The organism is Herbaspirillum frisingense (assembly GCF_047325095.1).
GTDB classification, from domain to species: Bacteria; Pseudomonadota; Gammaproteobacteria; order Burkholderiales; family Burkholderiaceae_D; genus Herbaspirillum; species Herbaspirillum frisingense.
The window spans coordinates 3,540,358-3,556,108 of sequence record NZ_CP168558.1; the positions used below are offsets into that span (position 1 = coordinate 3,540,358).

Consider the following 15,751-nt stretch of genomic DNA (forward strand, 5'->3'; position numbering starts at 1 on the left):
GGTGCGGAAAACGTCAAAGGTCGCAACGCCCATCAGGGTGGGCGTGTGCGACCGGTGAAACCGGGGATGCAGGCGGTGCGGGGCGATCATCGCGGCTCCCGCAGGGCACCCTGGCCGAAGCGCGACAGGGGCGACATCAGGTACTGCCAGACGGTACGGCGACCGACGATGATGTCGGCGCTGGCGGTCATGCCGGGCATCAGGTCCAGCTTGCGCTGCAAGGCGCTGTCACCGCGCTGCACGGCGATCTTGATGCGATAGCTGCGTTCGCCGCGCTGGTTGTTCTCGTCGGGCACGGTATCGGCGCTGATCTCGGTGACCACGCCTTCCATGGCGCCATAGACGCCATAGTCATAGGCCGAGACCTTGACCCGCGCACGGGCGCCGGTGACCAGTTCGGCACGGTCGGTCGGGGAGATGCGGGCTTCGATGACCAACTTGTCGTCGCTGGGGGTCATCTCGATGATGGGGTCGCCCGGGCGCACCACCCCGCCCACGGTATTGATCATGACGCGGTTGACCACGCCATCCATGGGTGCCTTGACTTCGGAACGGGAGACACGGTCGTTGCGCGACTTGATTTCTTCCTGCAGGCGCGCCAGTTCGTTTTCGGTGGCGGTCAGGTCGGTACGGGCATCAGAGCGGAAGCGCGAAGAGGCTTCGCCCATCTTGGCCTGGGATTCGGCGATGGCCGCCTTCAGGCGCGGGATCATGGCATCGGTGGCGGCCAGGCGGCTCTGGGCATCCTGCACGCGGGCCGCAGCCTGGATGTCTTCCAGCTGGGAGGCGGCATTGCGCTCCAGCATGTTGTGGATCAGCTTGTATTGGCGCTGGGCCAGGTCGACCTCGGTGGCCTGGCTCTTCTGGCGGCTCACGGCCTCGCCCAGTTCGGCCTGGCGCTGGGCGGCCTGTTCGCGCAGCACCGACATTTCCTGCGTCAGCTTGGCGGCGCGGGCGGCGAAGGCAGCCTGCTCGCTCTGCACGGCCGGATCATCACGCTCGAGGTCGGCCGGCATCTGCAGGCTGGCCGCGCCGGAGGCTTCGGCCGAGAGCCGCGCCGTCCTGGCGCGCAGGCCGAGGATTTTCACACGGCCTTCGCCCAGGTCGGCATTGGCGCGCACGTCGGCAATGGAGATCAGGGTCTGGCCCTTCTTGACCACCGCGCCTTCGCGCACCAGGATGGCCGAGACGATGCCCCCCTCCAGATGCTGGATCACCTGGTTATGTTCGGAAGCGACGATGCGCCCGCTGCCGCGCACCACCATGTCGATCGGCGCCAGGATGGACCAGACGACCAGCAAGGCCAGCAGCAGCGCGCAGGCCAGGACCGCCAGGCGCGGACGCGGCATGGCCTGCAGCTGGCCCAGGCGGCGGTCCAGGCGCGGCGCCACGCGGCGCATGAAGCCCTTGCCGCGGGAGGCAATCCCGTGGTCGGCGCCGGGCTTGAGCGAGAGCGTCATTTTGCCGAGGCCTGATATTGCACGACCACGCGGGCGTCGTTGCCGCTACCGTTCTGGTCGGTGGCCACGCGGCTGGTCAAGCGCTCCTTGTCGACCCCGGCATCGATGAGGTAATTGCGCACGGCGACGGTGCGGTAGTAGGCGCGGCGGCGGCTTTCACTGTAGCTGCCACTGCCGATGACGCCGGTCACGACAATCTTGCCCTGGCTGGATTTGACGCGCCGGATCCAGTCGCCGATGCTCTTGTCGAGGGCCTTGCCGCCCTCTTCGTTCAACTGGGTGGAGTCGGCGTCGAAAGTGAGGGTGACCGCTTTTTCGTTGGCGTCGATGCGCAGGCCGGGGGCCACTTCCTTGTCATTGGGTTCGGTCTTGACCTGGATCGCGTTGGGGCTGGAGGGCGCGGCGTCGCTACGCAGGCTGCCGTTGTCGGACTGCAGCGGCGGCGCGGCCAGCTTGGCTTTCAGGGTAGCCACTTCGCGCCTGAGCTGTTCGATTTCCTTGGCCTTCTCGCGCTCGCCCGGTGTCTCGGCGGCGCTGGATGCGGCGCTGTTGGCAGCGCTGCTGGCACTGCTGGCGTTAGTGGGCGCATTGTCGTTCTGGCGCTCGGCCCCGCTGCGTTCGGCGGCAGCCACATCCTTCTGCGATGCCTTGACCTCACGCTGGTTCTGGCTCTGCGTCTGCGAGATCAGTTGGCTGACCTTGGTCTGCGCCAGCTTCTGCGAGTAGTAGAACAAGGTCACCACGAACACCACCACGACGAAGATCATCACCAGCACCACGTTGGACAGTGCGTCCACGAAGCCTGGCCAGAAATTCTGTTCCCTTCCCCCCTCCATGTGTCCCCCGTCCTATTTCGCTGCCCGCGCGGGCAGGGTTTCCAGCGCCGAGGCGCGCCCCGTGTTGCGCAGGATCTGATAGCTGATGTCGGCCTGCTGGAACAGCAGGTTGGCAAAATCGGTCCGCGCCTGGTAGGCCTGCTGGTAGGCATCCAGCACGTCCAGCAATTGCTTGCTGCCGGTGGAGAGCTGTTCCAGGAAGACATCGGCCACGTTGGCATTGGTCAGGTAAGCCTGGCGCGAGATTTCCATGCGCTTTCTCACCGCGCCCAGGGTGCGGTAATTGATCTCGATCTGCTCACGCAACTTGCGTTCCAGGTCCAGCGCGGTGTTGCTCTTTTCGACGTACTTGGCGCCGGCCTGCTTGGTGTAATAGACGTCGGAGCCACCGTTGAGCAGGTTCATCGACATCACCAGCATCAGGCGGCGGTCGGTGGTCTGCTGCAGGGCGTTGGTGGTAGTGTCGATAGCGCCACCGACCCCACGGCTCTTGATCTGGGTCCATTCCAGGGCCAGCGTGGGAGAGAACTTGGCACGGGCCGACTTCAGTTCCTGGTTGGCCGCATCCAGATCGCGCCGCGCGGCACGCACGCCGGGATTGGTGTCGTAGACGTCCTGCAGGGCAAGCTTGGAGGTGTCGGGGACCACCGGCATCATGTGATCGGGCACTTCCAGCTGCTCGATCTTGCGGCCGGTGACCTGGTTCAAGGTCACCATGGCGCTTTCCAGGGCGCCTTCGGCTTCGGCCACGGCGGACTGGGCGGTCAGCGAGCGGCCGCGCACGCGTTCGAAATCGATGCGACTGGCGCCGCCGCCTTCGAGGCGCTTGTTCATGTAGTCCAGCAAGGCGCTCATGCGCTGCGAGTAGCTGCGGGCAAAGGACAGCGAGGCGTACGCGCGCATGACGTCGTAGTAGGCCTTGATGGCGTTGTAGTACAGGGTCTCGCGGGCGTCGTCGCGGCGCAGGTCGGCGGCATCGGCCAGGGAACTGGACTTGCGGTAGTCATAGTAGGAGCCGGGTGCGAAGATGGGCTGGCGGCCGATCAGCGTGACGTCCCAGCGCTTGTGGTAGTTCGCACGCTGCACCAGGCCGGTATTGGGGTCGAGCACGGAGGAAGGCGAGGAATACTCGTTGCCCTTCTGCGCCCGCACGTCCAGGGTCGGCCCCATCTGTCCGGCGGTGGCCTTGGACGCATAGCGGGCCTGATCGGCCTGGGCCGCCGTGGCGGCATAGCTGTAGCTGTTGTTGAGCGCCAGGTCGAGTACGCTGCGCAGGTTCAGGTCAGGGACGACATCGCCCTCGGAGACGATGCTGATCTGGGGCAGCGCAATCAGGTTGCCGGAAAAGCCGGGATCGGACTGGCGCAGCAGCAGCAGGATTTCATCCTGCGCCGAAGGCGCCGGGGTATCGGCGGGCAAGGCCGGCAAGCGATAGTCGGCCAGCGCCGGACCGGCCGGATCGGCGCCCAGGCGAATCTGGGGCGGTACATCCAGGGTGCCGCCATTCTGTGGCGGTACGTTCACCACCGCTCTGGACGCTGCCGGCGGCTCCGCCGGTAGCGGCGGGTTATCTGCAGACCGTGCCACCTGGGGCGCGGTCAGTCCGAGTGAAACTGCGAATATGAACGGTTTGCTCTTGAGAACTCTCATCAACGCGATCAGCCGGTACCGGACCGGCCTCCCCTGCCCCAAAACACCCTTAGGAAAGAATCGCCAGCCAGCGCTGCGATTCCAGTTATCAGGCACGGGGACTCATATTCTTCGTCTTTGCAAGTCCCGGCCTGGCCCTCCGCTTCCGCTCTCCCTCTTTGGGGAAAAACGAAAAATATTACCATTTTGTCAAAACAATTCTATCACTCGAGGATTGCAACTCAATTACAAATAACAGGGAAAAACCGTTTAATTTCAATTGACTTGATAAAAATTAATAGTCGCAATTATGGTGATCTTGTTGCCGCCGTGCCATCAGGAAATTCCGCAGAAGACCAAAGCGCTGAAAAACTCTTTAAAAATGCTGTTGAAAAACCACAAGTCTCTCCCTATATCCAGCCCACAGGCGATTGCCGCAAGCTATTCAACTCATCCATTTCTTCAATAAGGACACAAACATGGCCACCGAAAAACAGACCATGGGCTTCCAGGCCGAAGTCAAGCAACTGCTCCAGTTGATGATCCACTCGCTGTATTCGAACAAGGAAATCTTCCTGCGCGAGCTGGTCTCCAACGCCTCCGACGCGGCCGACAAGCTGCGCTTCGAGGCGATCAACAACGCCGGCCTGTACGAAGACGACCCGGAACTGAAGATCAGGATCAGCTTCGACAAGGCCGCACGCACCATCACCATTTCCGACAACGGCATCGGCATGAACCGTGACGAGGCCATCTCCCACCTGGGCACCATCGCCAAGTCGGGCACCAAGGAGTTCTTCTCGCGCCTGTCGGGCGACCAGCAGAAGGACGCGGCCCTGATCGGCCAGTTCGGCGTAGGCTTCTATTCCGGCTTCATCATCGCTGACCGCATCACGGTCGAGACGCGCCGTGCCGGCACCCCGGCCGCCGAAGGCGTGCGCTGGGAATCCGAAGGTGCCGGTGATTTCTCCATCGAGCAGATCGACAAGCCGAGCCGCGGCACCGACATCATCCTGCACCTGCGCGAGGGTGAGGACGAGTTCCTCTCGGCCTGGCAGTTGAAGTCCATCATCCGCAAGTATTCCGACCACATTTCCCTGCCCATCCTGATGCACAAGGAAGAATGGGACGAGGAAAAGAAGGAAACCGTGCAGAAGGACGAGCTGGAGACCGTGAACCAGGCCAGCGCGCTGTGGAGCCGCAGCAAGTCGGAAGTCACGCCTGAGCAATATGAAGAGTTCTACAAGCACGTCTCGCACGATTTCGGCGCGCCCCTGGCCTACACCCACAACCGGGTCGAGGGCCGCAGCGAATACACCCAGTTGCTCTACATCCCGGCGCGCGCCCCGTTCGACCTGTGGGACCGAAACAAGCGCGGCGGCATCAAGCTCTACGTCAAGCGCGTGTTCATCATGGATGACGCCGAGCAGCTGATGCCGGTGTATCTGCGCTTCGTCAAGGGCGTGATCGATTCGGCTGACCTGCCGCTGAACGTCTCGCGCGAAATCCTGCAGGAGTCGCGCGACGTGCGGGCCATCCGCGATGGTTCGGCCAAGCGCGTGCTGGGCCTGCTGGAAGAGCTGGCCAACAGCGAGGACCAGGCGCAGAAGGACAAGTACGCCACCTTCTGGACCGAGTTCGGCCAGGTGCTCAAGGAAGGCATCGGCGAAGACGCGGCCAACAAGGAGCGCATCGCCAAGCTGCTGCGCTTCGCTTCGACCCACAACGACAGCGAGGTGCAGAACGTCGCGCTGGCCGATTACCTGGGTCGCATGAAGGAAGGCCAGGACAAGATCTATTACGTCACCGCCGAGACCTTCCAGGCGGCCAAGAACAGCCCGCACCTGGAAATCTTCCGCAAGAAGGGCGTGGAAGTGCTGCTGCTGACGGACCGCGTGGACGAGTGGATGCTGTCCTTCCTGACCGAGTTCGAAGGCAAGGAACTGGCCTCGGTGGCCAAGGGTGGTCTGGATCTGGGCCAGCTGGAAAACGAAGCCGAGAAGAAGCAGCACGAAGATACGCAGGCCGAGTACAAGGATCTGGTGGAAAAGATGAAGACCGCCCTGGCCGACAAGGCCAAGGACGTGCGCGTGACCTTCCGCCTGACCGACTCCCCGGCTTGCCTGGTGGCTGACGAGAACGAGCTCTCGGGCAACCTGGTACGCATGCTGAAGGCGGCGGGACAGGCCGCACCGGATTCCAAGCCGACCCTGGAAATCAATCCGGACCACCCGCTGGTACAGCGTCTGAAGTATGAAGAGGCGCGCTTCGACGACTGGTCGCACATCCTGTACGACCAGGCCCTGCTGGCCGAGGGTGGCGCCCTGGCTGACCCGGCCAGTTTCGTCAAGCGTACCAATGACATGCTGCTGGCCATGGCTGGCAAGTAAGCCATAGCAGCCTGGCGTCCGGGTTCGGGTGCCTGCGCCAGAAACGCCGCCGCGCACCGGTCACTCCGTACGCGGCGGCGTTTTTGCATGGAGGCTTGCCGGGTTGTCCGTGCATGGTTAACATCGCCCCCATCCAGTCGCCCCTCCCCTGCTCCCGCCCGTTTCCATGGAATTGCACTTCATCAATCCCCGCAAGAATGCCCTGGCCTACCTGGTCAAGATCCTCTCCGGCTGCCTGATCCTGTGGTACGGATTGCGCGCCCTGGGCATCGCCGAACCCTACTGGGCCATGATCTCGCTGATCATCGTCACCGAACCGGACATGACGGTGGCCAAGGCCAATTTCCGGGCGCGGTTGATCAATACCATTTCCGGCTGCATCGTCTCGTGCATCGCACTGGTGGTGTTCGGACCGACCTTCCTGGCGATGCTGGTGGCGCTGACGGCGGCCGTGGTGGTGGCCATGCTGCTGCAGAACTATCCCAGCAACTGGCGGCTGGGCCCGGCGACCGTGGTGATCCTGCTATCGGCGGCCTTTACCGGCCAGGGGCTGAGCCAGGAATTGCATCTGGCGCTGATGCGGGTGGGCGAAGTCATCATCGGCAGCACGGTGGCGCTGCTGGAGACGGTGATCTACATGTGGCTGCTGAAGCTGCGGCCCAAGCCGGAGGATGGGAATGCTGCGAACTCCTGAAAACACCCTGCTGAGGGGACCACGGGTACTGCTACGTCGGTGGCGGCCGGATGATCGAGGGCCGCTGGCAGAGCTCAATGCCGATCCCGTGGCCATGCAACATTTCCCGGCTCCGCTGAAGCGCTCGGAGAGCGATGCACTGGCGGATCGCATCGAAGCGCATTTCGACATGCACGGCTTCGGCCCATGGGCGCTGGAAATACCGGACGTGGCCGAGTTCGCGGGGCTCGTGGGCTTGATGCAGGTGGGATTTGAAGCGCATTTCACCCCGGCCGTGGAAATCGCCTGGCGATTGGCGCCGGCGTTATGGGGAAAGGGTTATGTGAATGAGGCAGCGCATTGTGCCTTCGATTACGGGTTCCAGGCACTGCACTTATCCCAGATCGTGGCATTCACGATTCCGGCGAACCTGCGCTCGCTGGCGGTAATGCAAAGGCTGGGAATGCAGACGGACGTGCAGGACGACTTCCTGCACCCACGGCTGCCCGTGAATCACCCGTATCGCATGCACCGGCTATACCGGATGGAGAGGCAAGCCTGGCTGACGCGGGCTTGCTCCTGAACTGCGCAAGGACAAAAAAAGCAGGACCGCAGTCCTGCTTTTTCTGATGCGGTGACGCCGATCAGTGGGTCACGCGGGTGGTACGGCCGTTGGAGAGCAGGCGCACGCGCTCGCCGACACGGAACGGCTCGTCGGCATCCTGGGTGATGGCACGCAGTTCGCCATTGTCCAGGCGCACGGTGATTTCCAGGCCGGGACGGTTGTTCAGGTGGGCTTCAGCCTGGTTGCCCAGCACGCCACCGGCCAGCGCGCCGACGATGCCGGCTGCCAGGGCACCGTTGCCACCACCGATGTTGGAGCCCGCGGCGATGCCGCCGAGTGCAGCGCCACCGAGCGTACCGATGCCGCTGGAACCCTTGTCGATGGTCACGTTGCGGATCGATTCGACCACGCCCATGCGCACGGTCTGCTCACCCTGCGCCTGGCGGGAGTTGTAGACGCTGGCCGAATTGGGGGTCACTGCGCAGCCGGCCACCAGGGAACCCAAGGCTGCAATCACAAGCAATTTCTTCATAACAAAAACACTCCAACTGAAATTTTGGCCCGTCTCCGGGCAGCGTGGAAATGGCACGCATCCTCGCAAACGCGCCATGAATGCGCATCGGCGGTCGATACCGTCCATCTGCGACATCTTAATACAAAGCGCGCCCGATCCGGAAATACTGCGGCTGCCCGCTTCAGTACGGGATATGCCAGCGCCGATAGAGGAAGGCCAGTACGAACAGCGGCCCGATCAGGAGGAAGCGCAAATCCTGGAAGAAGGAGGGCTTGCGCCCTTCGATCCGATGGCCGACGAACTGGCCGATCCAGGCCAGCACGAAGACCACGACAGAGACCGGCAGCACCGCACCTGCGGGCAAGCGCGCCAGCACGACCAGCATCAGCGCCGACATGGCCAGCATGCCCACGGCAAAGGGCGGCGACAGGCGCAGGTAGTAAGCCAGTGCGCCGGCCGCGACCAGCAGTGCTACCGCCGGCGAGATGAGCCAGCAAAGACCCAGCACCGCAAACACGATGGCCGGCACGCAGATGCAGTGGATCAGCTCGTTCATGGGGTGCCGGTGGTGCTCGCCGTAGCGGGCCAGCAACTCGTCGATACGACGGGGTGAAATCGTGCTATCCATGCTGGCTCTCCGCTGGAAAGGAAACCGGCCGGCCTCAACGGCCGCCGGAGACGTCGATGAAGGTACCGGTGGCGTAGGAGGCCTCGTCCGAGAGCAGCCAGAGGATGGCATGGGCGACTTCCTCGGCAGTGCCGCCGCGTTTCATCGGGACGGCGTCCTTGAGACGATCGACCCGGCCGGCTTCGCCGCCGCTGGCATGGATGTCGGTATAGATCAGGCCCGGGCGCACGCCATTGACGCGAATACCCTCGCCCGCCACCTCCTTGGACAGGCCGATGGTGAAGGCGTCGATGGCCCCCTTGGAGGCGGCATAGTCGACATATTCGCCCGGCCCGCCCAGCTTGGCCGCCATCGAGGACAGGTTGACGATGGCCCCACCCTGGCCGCCATGGCGGGTAGACATACGCTTGACCGCTTCGCGCGCGCACAAGAGGCTGCCGGTGACATTGGCGACCAGCACGCGGGTGATACGCTCGGCGCTCATGTCTTCCAGGCGGGACTGGTGTTCAAGGATGCCGGCATTGTTGACGAGAGCGCTCACGCGGCCGAGCTGCTCATCTACCGTGGCATAGAGCCGCAGCACATCCTCCTCGCGGGACACGTCACCGGCCACCGTAATGGCGCGGCCACCGGCTGTGCGGATGCGTTCGGCCACCGATTCGGCGGCGTCACGGTTGCTGACATAGTTGACGCATACCGCATAGCCGCGCTGGCCCGCCAGCAAGGCGGTTGCCGCACCGATGCCACGGCTGCCGCCCGTGACGATGATGACCTTTTCTGTCATGTCCTGTCTCCCTTGGATGAAATGCCCGAACGCGCTGGCCCGGGGGATGATTACGCTAAGATGTGCATTTTGCCGCAAGCGCGCGGCATCTGCAGCCGCCGGTCATTGTGCCGCGTCCAGATGAGTGCGGCGCTTGCTGAAATTCTTTTCATCCAGACGCCATCATGCCCGACCGCAAAACCGCCCGGCGTGCTACCGCCTTGACCCCGGCATCGGTAGCGGAGTCCAGCAGCGCTCTCCACGCGCCGGTAGCCTTCACCGCCAGTGATCCGCTGCTGGCGAGCTTTCCACCGGTGGTGGCACAGGACACGCAGACCCTGATCCTGGGCAGCCTGCCTGGCGCCACCTCGCTGGCCCTGCACCAGTATTATGGCCATCCGCGCAATGCGTTCTGGCGCCTGGTGGGCGAGGTGATAGGAGTCGATTTGTATGGGATGGCCTATGAAGCCCGGCTGGCGACGCTGCTGGAACACCGCATCGGCCTGTGGGACGTGATTGCCAATGCGCGACGTCTGGGCAGCCTGGACAGCGCTATCCGCGATCACTCCCAGAACGACCTGCAGGCGCTGTTGGCCACCTTGCCGCAATTGCACACGATTGCCTTCAATGGCGGGACGGCGGCCAAGCTGGGACTGGCGGCCTTGGGGTCGCATGCACAGCGGTATCGGATCGCCCTGTTGCCGTCCAGCAGCCCGGCCTATGCGGCGCTGGCGTATGCGCAGAAGCTGCAGCGCTGGCGCGATGCATTGACCGGATCCGCTTGAAGCCCGCTGGTCCTTTGTAGCGCACGCACCCGGCGTTCACTTACGGAAGAACAGGTAATCGTAGAACTCCCCTGACAAGCCGCCATTGAAAATCAGATACTGCAAGGCCTTCGCGAAAAACACGATGGCGCCGAAGACGATGGCCAGCTTCAGGCAGAGGATGAGATTCTTGATCATGCCGGCAGTTTAATGGAGGCCGGCGCGGTTGGCATGAAAAAACCGCCCCGGAGGGCGGTTCGGCTCGTGCTTGCCGCCCGGCTCAGAAGGCGGGGACCAGCGAGCCCTTGAATTCGGTCTCGATGAACTTGCGCACTTCCTCGGAGTGGTAGGCCTGCACCAGTTTCTTGGCCCAGGGCTTGTCCTGATCTTCGGCACGGGTGGCGATGATGTTGGCGTAGCGGCCGCGCGGGTCTTCCACGGCGATGGTGTCCTTCTGCAGCGACAGCCCGGCCTTGTAGGCGTAGTCGTTATTGATCGAGGCTGCGGCCAGGTCGTCCAGCGAGCGCGGGAGTTGCGCGGCGTCCAGTTCGATCAGCTTGAGCTTGCGGGGATTGTCGATGATGTCCAGCGGCGTGGCGTTGACGCCGTTTTCACCCACGCCCGGCTTGAGCTTGATCAGGCCGGCCTTCTGCAACAGCAGCAGGGCGCGATTGCCGTTGGAGGGATCGTTCTGGATACCGATATGGGCGCCGTTGGGCAGTTGGTCGACCGACTTGAACTTACGCGAATAGATGCCCAGCGGCGCGGTGATGGTCAGACCGACTGGCACGATCTTGTAGCCGCGCGCGGCGATCTGGCTTTCCAGGTAGGGGCGGTGCTGGAAGGCATTGGCGTCAAGGTCGCCCGCTGCCAGTGCCGCATTGGGCTGCAGATAGTCACTGAAGACCACGGTCTGGATCTCCAGTCCATCGCGAGCGGCGACTTTCTTGACCACATCGAAGATGGCCTCGGCGCTGCCGACCGAGATGCCGACCTTGATCTTGGTCTTGTCCTGGGCGTGCGCCAGATGGGGCGCGACCGCCAGGGTCAGCGCAGCAACGACTGCGATGCGCTTGATGAATGCAGCGAAATGCATGGTGACTCCGAAAATGATGAGGTCTGCATCCTCACATGTAGCCAGGCCCGGAAGAAGGAATGAATCCGCATGTCGATATGCGGCAATTGCAGGCAAGGCGCTGGGCATCGGTCAGGCAAGGTATCATTCGGCATCCGTCGGCACGCCCTTCTCTTCGGGATGCTGCGCCAGATTCCTATCGAAAATGCTCATCAAAAGAAAATCCATCGAGGCCCAGGCCAATACCAAGGCGGGACCCAATCGCCGTCGTCAACAACTGGACGCCGACAGCAACAAGCCGCGCAAGCCCAAATACGCACCGGTCACGCTCTCCGAACTGGACGGCGTGCGTTATCTGCACTTCGGGACTGAATGGGTGCAGGGTGCCATGCGCATCCGCAAACCGGACTGGATCGAACTGGAATATGCGCAGCAGATGATGGCGTGGATGCTGTTCAACGGTGCGCCGCGACACATCGTGCAACTGGGGCTGGGCACGGGTGCGCTGACCAAGTTCGGTTATCGGCAATTCCCGCAGGCGCAGGTGACGGCGGTGGAATTGAACCCGGCGGTGATTGCGATTTGCCATAGCATGTTCAAGCTGCCTGAACCGGACGAACGTCTGATGATCATCGAGAGCGACGCCATGGATTTCATCGTCCATGCCGCCGGTCACGGCATCATCGATGCGTTGCAGGTCGATCTCTATGACGCCACGGCGCGCGGGCCGGTGCTGGATAGCCCGGAGTTCTACCAGGCCTGTTACGACAGTCTGGCGCCGGGTGGCGTGATGACGGTCAACCTCTTCGGCGATCATCCCAGCTACGCCAAGAACTTGCGCGCCATGGAGTTCGCCTTCGACAAGGTGGTGTCGCTGCCGGAGGTCCACGATGGCAACGTGGTGGCGCTGGCCTTCAAGGGACAGATCGCGTTTGATTTTCCGGAACTCTATGCGCGGGCGGCCTTGATCGAGGCCCAGACCAAACTGCCGGCAAAGTCCTGGGTGAACGGTATCAAAGCTGGAGATTGAGCGTAAAGGGGACTGCGCAATAGCCTGGCATGGCCTTGTTGCAATGGCGCGATCAGTGCGCGCCATTCGCCACAAAACAGGGGGCTGGATAGCTTGTTAGTGCCAAGAGATAAAATATTTTTATCTTTTTCCCAAAAAATGCTTGCACTGCCCCCTACCCCCTCCTATAATGCGCTCTCTCTTGCAGCACTGCAGCAACAACGAAGTGCAGCAACGGGGCGTTAGCTCAGCTGGTAGAGCAGCGGACTCTTAATCCGTAGGTCCACAGTTCGAATCTGTGACGCCCCACCAAAATTTCAAAAGGCCTCTCGTATCGAGGCCTTTTTCACTTCCAGATTGACCTGCATTGGCAGGAACATCTCGGGGCGTTAGCTCAGCTGGTAGAGCAGCGGACTCTTAATCCGTAGGTCCACAGTTCGAATCTGTGACGCCCCACCAATACAAAAGGGTTACAGCCTGCACAGGTCTGTAACCCTTTTTTCATTTCCACCATTCCCGGTTTGTTGATCAAGCCACTACATCGGCGAGATCAGCTCACACGCCTGAGTGGCGGTTTGGTAACAGCCTGGAAGCAAAGCTCCTTTCACTGTCAGCAAGATCAGCTCGCATAGACGACATGACTTGCCGGGAAATGAAGCAATCTGCTGGCTACCAAAACGGGGCCGTACGACTTCCGACAAAAGCAACTCCGCAAATGTCCGGCCTTCACTAAAGCCGAATATCGCTTGATGCAGATATCGCTTGATGCAGAGCTGCCCGGAACACAATTCCCCATATCGACCCGCCGACGTGCGAGGAAGTCATGAATAGGCCTAGCGATGGTTTTCGTGGTCTCGACGCGGCACCGCGAGGCGATGCTCCAGGGCGAAGCTTGCCAATCGACCTGAGGCTTCGGAAAACAGCCCAAGGCGCCTCCCCTCCGGCTCAGCGCCCGTCCATTCGGTCCGGGCCCGAGGTCGGCGTGGTTGAGTCGCCACCAGCATCGACCTTCGGTGCTTCGGGAGGCACTGATTTGCGGCGACCCGGCTTGCCACGCTTGACGTCCTGAACAGCGTAGAAGTCGCGCTTCTTGCGTGTCGCCAGCGACATGCGCGCCATTCCTTGCAGCAGTTGCACAAGCAAAGTGCGGGTCGGTGCATCGACACTGCGATAGCACGAGATCAGTTCACTCTCCTGTGCCGTGGGGAGCACGCCTCGCGTGCCGGTCAGCACATAGGTGACATCGATGCCGATCGCCACGAGGCCATGCAGGTAGTAAGCGTCAGGCGCGGTTTCACCGATCTCGTACTTGATCTGCGTGCGGGCGGTGATCTCCAGTTCGTCGGCCACGGATTTCTGGGTGTGGCCACAACGGCTGCGTTCTTTCGCCAACCGATCGCCAAGTATTGTCAAATATTCAGTTTTATTCGATGACATCTGAAAACGACCTCTCCTAGAATGTTTCTCTCGAATCAATAAGCCAGGAGACATCTTATGGCAGGCAAGCAACAAACCGAACGTATGCCCGCAAATGCGTCGGCACGTCTGGTGAATTTTCGACTTACCCAAGCTGAACTGGAGGAGGCTAACCACTTTGCGGCACAAACTTACCGATCCAGGGCACTGTTCATCAGGATGATGTACTTGCGAGGCCTGCAGGCCTTCCAGGGTGATCTGGATGAGCAATAGAGGCGGTGCTCACCCCGAACCACCCTCCCCCGCTAACCAGACAGATGCGAACAGCCTTCGACCCGCCGCCGCAGAAAATCGCAGACTGCCTGCAGAACCTGCTCCGGCTGCTCCCGGTGAGGCACATGGCCGCAGCGGGACAGCACCAGGCATTCGCGTCCCTGCTGCCCCTCTACGCCGACGCGGGCAATGCGCTGCGGATGCGCCAGTGATCCAAATTCATCCAGATCGCCATGCAGCGCCAGCACCGGGCAATGCACGCGGGCCAAAACAGCATCCAGCGACCAGCCGGCAAAGCCTGGATCGAGCCAGGTGTCGATCCAGGCATCGAGCACCCACCGTGCTTTCCGCACGTCGTTGACGTGATACTTCGCCAGCCGCAATACCTGGGCCGGGTCGGCGAAGCTGTTACGCGCCGCGCGTATGCCTTGCAGCGTTTGCTCTTCCACAAAGGCCTGAGCCGATTCAGTGATGACGGCCACCACCTGATCCGGCAATTGGGACGCGGCCGAGATGGCCATGCCGCCGCCCACGCTATGACCGAACAACACCACGGCGCCCAGTTCCAGCTGCTGCAATACGGCGGCCAGCCACGGCCGGGCCTCGGCGGCGACGAAATCAGATGGAAGCCGGTCATTGCGCGCATCGGAGGCACCAAAGCCATAGCGATCGTAAGCGACCACGGCGCAACCGGTACGCGCCGATAATTGCGCCGGAAAGTCCCGCCAAAGGGCCAGCCCACCGAGGGATTCGTGCATCAACACCAGGGCCGGACGGCCCGGCTTGCGCTCACCCCAGAGACAGGCCTGCAGGGTGACACCCTCGACCTTCACCTCGAACCGGCATGATTGCGGCGCATTCACGTAGACACCTCCACCAAAGAAAAGGCGCACCCAAGGGTGCGCCTAAACAGCCTTCAAGGGGTATGCCTCCCCCTTAATATACCGGACACGCTGTCAGCCACGGCGACGTGCGAGCCCAAGTATCATGCGGATCGCACGCCTGACGCGATGCCCAATTCAGCTCATCAGTGATGCGCCCCACCGCCCAGATAGGCGGCCTTGACCGCCGGGTCGTTCTGCAGCTTGTCGGCGGGTCCATGTACGGAGATCTTTCCATTCTCCAACACATAACCGTAATCCGCAACATTGAGCGCGGCCGCCGCAAACTGCTCGACCAGCAGCATGGTCACGCCCTGCTCCTTGAGCCGCGAGATGATACGGAACACCTCATCAACCAGGATCGGCGCCAGCCCCATGGAGGGCTCGTCCAGCAGGATGACCTCGGGATTCAACATCACGGCACGCGCCATGGCCAGCATCTGTTGCTCGCCGCCAGAGAGCGTCCCGGCCAATTGGGTCTGGCGCTCCTTGAGCCGTGGGAACAACTCCAGCGCCCGCTCCAGATCGTGGGCGATATCTCCCTTGGGCCGCGCCCGGGTGAAACGTGGGAAAGCGCCCAGCAGCAGGTTGTCCGTCACGCTCATGGTGGCGAACACTCGCCGCCCTTCCGGCGAATGGGCCAGGCCGAAGCGGGCGATCCGGTGGGAATCGAGGCCGGTGATGTTCTTGCCGCCGAGCGTGACCTCTCCGCCTTTCGGTTTGATCATGCCGGAGATGGCGCGCATGGTGGTGGTCTTGCCGGCACCGTTGGAGCCGATCAGTGTCACCACCTTGCCCTTGGGCACGTCCATGGAAATGCCATGCAGCACCTCGACCTTGCCGTAAGCGGCGTGCAGATTGGAAATAGTCAGCAT

The 15,751-nt window shown here is 62.3% G+C and carries 17 protein-coding genes and 2 tRNA genes; 8 read left to right on the plus strand and 11 right to left on the minus strand.

The window, feature by feature from the left end; genetic code table 11:
- Window positions 1-86: 86 nt before the first annotated feature.
- Genes ACEOAC_RS16270 through ACEOAC_RS16280 form a run of 3 tightly spaced genes read right to left on the minus strand, consistent with a single transcriptional unit; the run spans window position 87 to window position 3,823 of the window.
- Complete coding sequence (locus ACEOAC_RS16270; protein ID WP_234296173.1) at window positions 87-1,460, minus strand: HlyD family type I secretion periplasmic adaptor subunit; 1,374 nt, start codon at window positions 1,458-1,460, stop codon at window positions 87-89.
- Complete coding sequence (locus ACEOAC_RS16275) at window positions 1,457-2,296, minus strand: OmpA family protein (RefSeq protein WP_413445398.1); 840 nt, start codon at window positions 2,294-2,296, stop codon at window positions 1,457-1,459. The genes ACEOAC_RS16270 and ACEOAC_RS16275 overlap by 4 nt, the downstream gene beginning before the upstream one ends.
- Window positions 2,297-2,308: 12 nt before the next feature.
- Window positions 2,309-3,823, minus strand: a complete 1,515-nt coding sequence (locus ACEOAC_RS16280; RefSeq protein ID WP_413445400.1) for a TolC family protein — start codon at window positions 3,821-3,823, stop codon at window positions 2,309-2,311.
- A 581-nt stretch (window positions 3,824-4,404) separates the two neighbouring features.
- On the opposite strand from ACEOAC_RS16280, the gene htpG reads away from it, so the two are divergent.
- The 3 genes from htpG (at window position 4,405) to ACEOAC_RS16295 (ending at window position 7,571) form a co-directional block, all read left to right on the plus strand.
- Window positions 4,405-6,315: a molecular chaperone HtpG gene (htpG, locus tag ACEOAC_RS16285; protein WP_413445399.1), complete on the plus strand. Its 1,911-nt coding sequence runs from the start codon at window positions 4,405-4,407 to the stop codon at window positions 6,313-6,315.
- A 166-nt stretch (window positions 6,316-6,481) separates the two neighbouring features.
- Window positions 6,482-7,009 (plus strand): FUSC family protein, encoded by a 528-nt coding sequence (locus ACEOAC_RS16290; protein ID WP_241813458.1) that lies wholly within the window; start codon window positions 6,482-6,484, stop codon window positions 7,007-7,009.
- Entirely contained in the window at window positions 6,993-7,571 is a 579-nt protein-coding gene (locus ACEOAC_RS16295) for a GNAT family N-acetyltransferase (protein WP_413445243.1), read from the plus strand. The genes ACEOAC_RS16290 and ACEOAC_RS16295 overlap by 17 nt, the downstream gene beginning before the upstream one ends.
- Before the next feature lie 61 nt (window positions 7,572-7,632).
- Here ACEOAC_RS16295 and ACEOAC_RS16300 read toward each other — a convergent pair whose 3' ends face one another.
- The 3 genes from ACEOAC_RS16300 to ACEOAC_RS16310 form a co-directional block, all read right to left on the minus strand.
- Window positions 7,633-8,085 carry a glycine zipper 2TM domain-containing protein gene (locus ACEOAC_RS16300; protein ID WP_241813460.1) on the minus strand — a complete coding sequence of 151 codons (453 nt, stop codon included), beginning with the start codon at window positions 8,083-8,085 and terminating at the stop codon, window positions 7,633-7,635.
- A gap of 163 nt (window positions 8,086-8,248) precedes the next feature.
- Window positions 8,249-8,695 carry a DUF962 domain-containing protein gene (locus ACEOAC_RS16305; protein ID WP_006465403.1) on the minus strand — a complete coding sequence of 149 codons (447 nt, stop codon included), beginning with the start codon at window positions 8,693-8,695 and terminating at the stop codon, window positions 8,249-8,251.
- A 34-nt stretch (window positions 8,696-8,729) separates the two neighbouring features.
- The gene (locus ACEOAC_RS16310) at window positions 8,730-9,479 is read right to left on the minus strand and encodes an SDR family oxidoreductase (protein WP_413445244.1); all 750 of its coding nucleotides are present in this window, start codon (window positions 9,477-9,479) and stop codon (window positions 8,730-8,732) included.
- Between the two features lie 164 nt (window positions 9,480-9,643).
- Here ACEOAC_RS16310 and ACEOAC_RS16315 point away from each other — a divergent pair, with 164 nt between their 5' ends.
- A complete protein-coding gene (locus ACEOAC_RS16315) occupies window positions 9,644-10,243 on the plus strand; it encodes a DNA-deoxyinosine glycosylase (RefSeq protein ID WP_413445245.1) in 600 nt (199 codons plus the stop codon).
- 36 nt (window positions 10,244-10,279) lie between these two features.
- Here ACEOAC_RS16315 and ACEOAC_RS16320 read toward each other — a convergent pair whose 3' ends face one another.
- Complete coding sequence (locus ACEOAC_RS16320; protein ID WP_166757875.1) at window positions 10,280-10,420, minus strand: hypothetical protein; 141 nt, start codon at window positions 10,418-10,420, stop codon at window positions 10,280-10,282.
- Between the two features lie 82 nt (window positions 10,421-10,502).
- A complete protein-coding gene (locus tag ACEOAC_RS16325; protein ID WP_006465406.1) occupies window positions 10,503-11,318 on the minus strand; it encodes a MetQ/NlpA family ABC transporter substrate-binding protein in 816 nt (271 codons plus the stop codon).
- A gap of 184 nt (window positions 11,319-11,502) precedes the next feature.
- On the opposite strand from ACEOAC_RS16325, the gene ACEOAC_RS16330 reads away from it, so the two are divergent.
- From ACEOAC_RS16330 to ACEOAC_RS16340, 3 genes are all read left to right on the plus strand, one after another.
- A complete protein-coding gene (locus ACEOAC_RS16330) occupies window positions 11,503-12,327 on the plus strand; it encodes a spermidine synthase (protein ID WP_102664269.1) in 825 nt (274 codons plus the stop codon).
- Window positions 12,328-12,542: 215 nt separating this feature from the next.
- Window positions 12,543-12,618 (plus strand) — tRNA-Lys (locus tag ACEOAC_RS16335).
- A gap of 71 nt (window positions 12,619-12,689) precedes the next feature.
- Window positions 12,690-12,765: transfer RNA gene (locus tag ACEOAC_RS16340), tRNA-Lys, on the plus strand.
- Between the two features lie 486 nt (window positions 12,766-13,251).
- On the opposite strand, the gene ACEOAC_RS16345 is transcribed toward ACEOAC_RS16340, so the two are convergent.
- Window positions 13,252-13,743 (minus strand): helix-turn-helix domain-containing protein, encoded by a 492-nt coding sequence (locus ACEOAC_RS16345; protein ID WP_254427100.1) that lies wholly within the window; start codon window positions 13,741-13,743, stop codon window positions 13,252-13,254.
- Window positions 13,744-13,800: 57 nt separating this feature from the next.
- Between ACEOAC_RS16345 and ACEOAC_RS16350 the strand changes: the two genes are divergently transcribed.
- The gene (locus tag ACEOAC_RS16350; RefSeq protein ID WP_077238466.1) at window positions 13,801-13,995 is read left to right on the plus strand and encodes a hypothetical protein; all 195 of its coding nucleotides are present in this window, start codon (window positions 13,801-13,803) and stop codon (window positions 13,993-13,995) included.
- A 32-nt stretch (window positions 13,996-14,027) separates the two neighbouring features.
- On the opposite strand, the gene ACEOAC_RS16355 is transcribed toward ACEOAC_RS16350, so the two are convergent.
- Together ACEOAC_RS16355 and ACEOAC_RS16360 are read right to left on the minus strand one after the other, a co-directional pair.
- A complete protein-coding gene (locus tag ACEOAC_RS16355) occupies window positions 14,028-14,858 on the minus strand; it encodes an alpha/beta fold hydrolase (RefSeq protein WP_413444936.1) in 831 nt (276 codons plus the stop codon).
- Window positions 14,859-15,022: 164 nt separating this feature from the next.
- Complete coding sequence (locus ACEOAC_RS16360) at window positions 15,023-15,751, minus strand: ABC transporter ATP-binding protein (RefSeq protein WP_006465411.1); 729 nt, start codon at window positions 15,749-15,751, stop codon at window positions 15,023-15,025.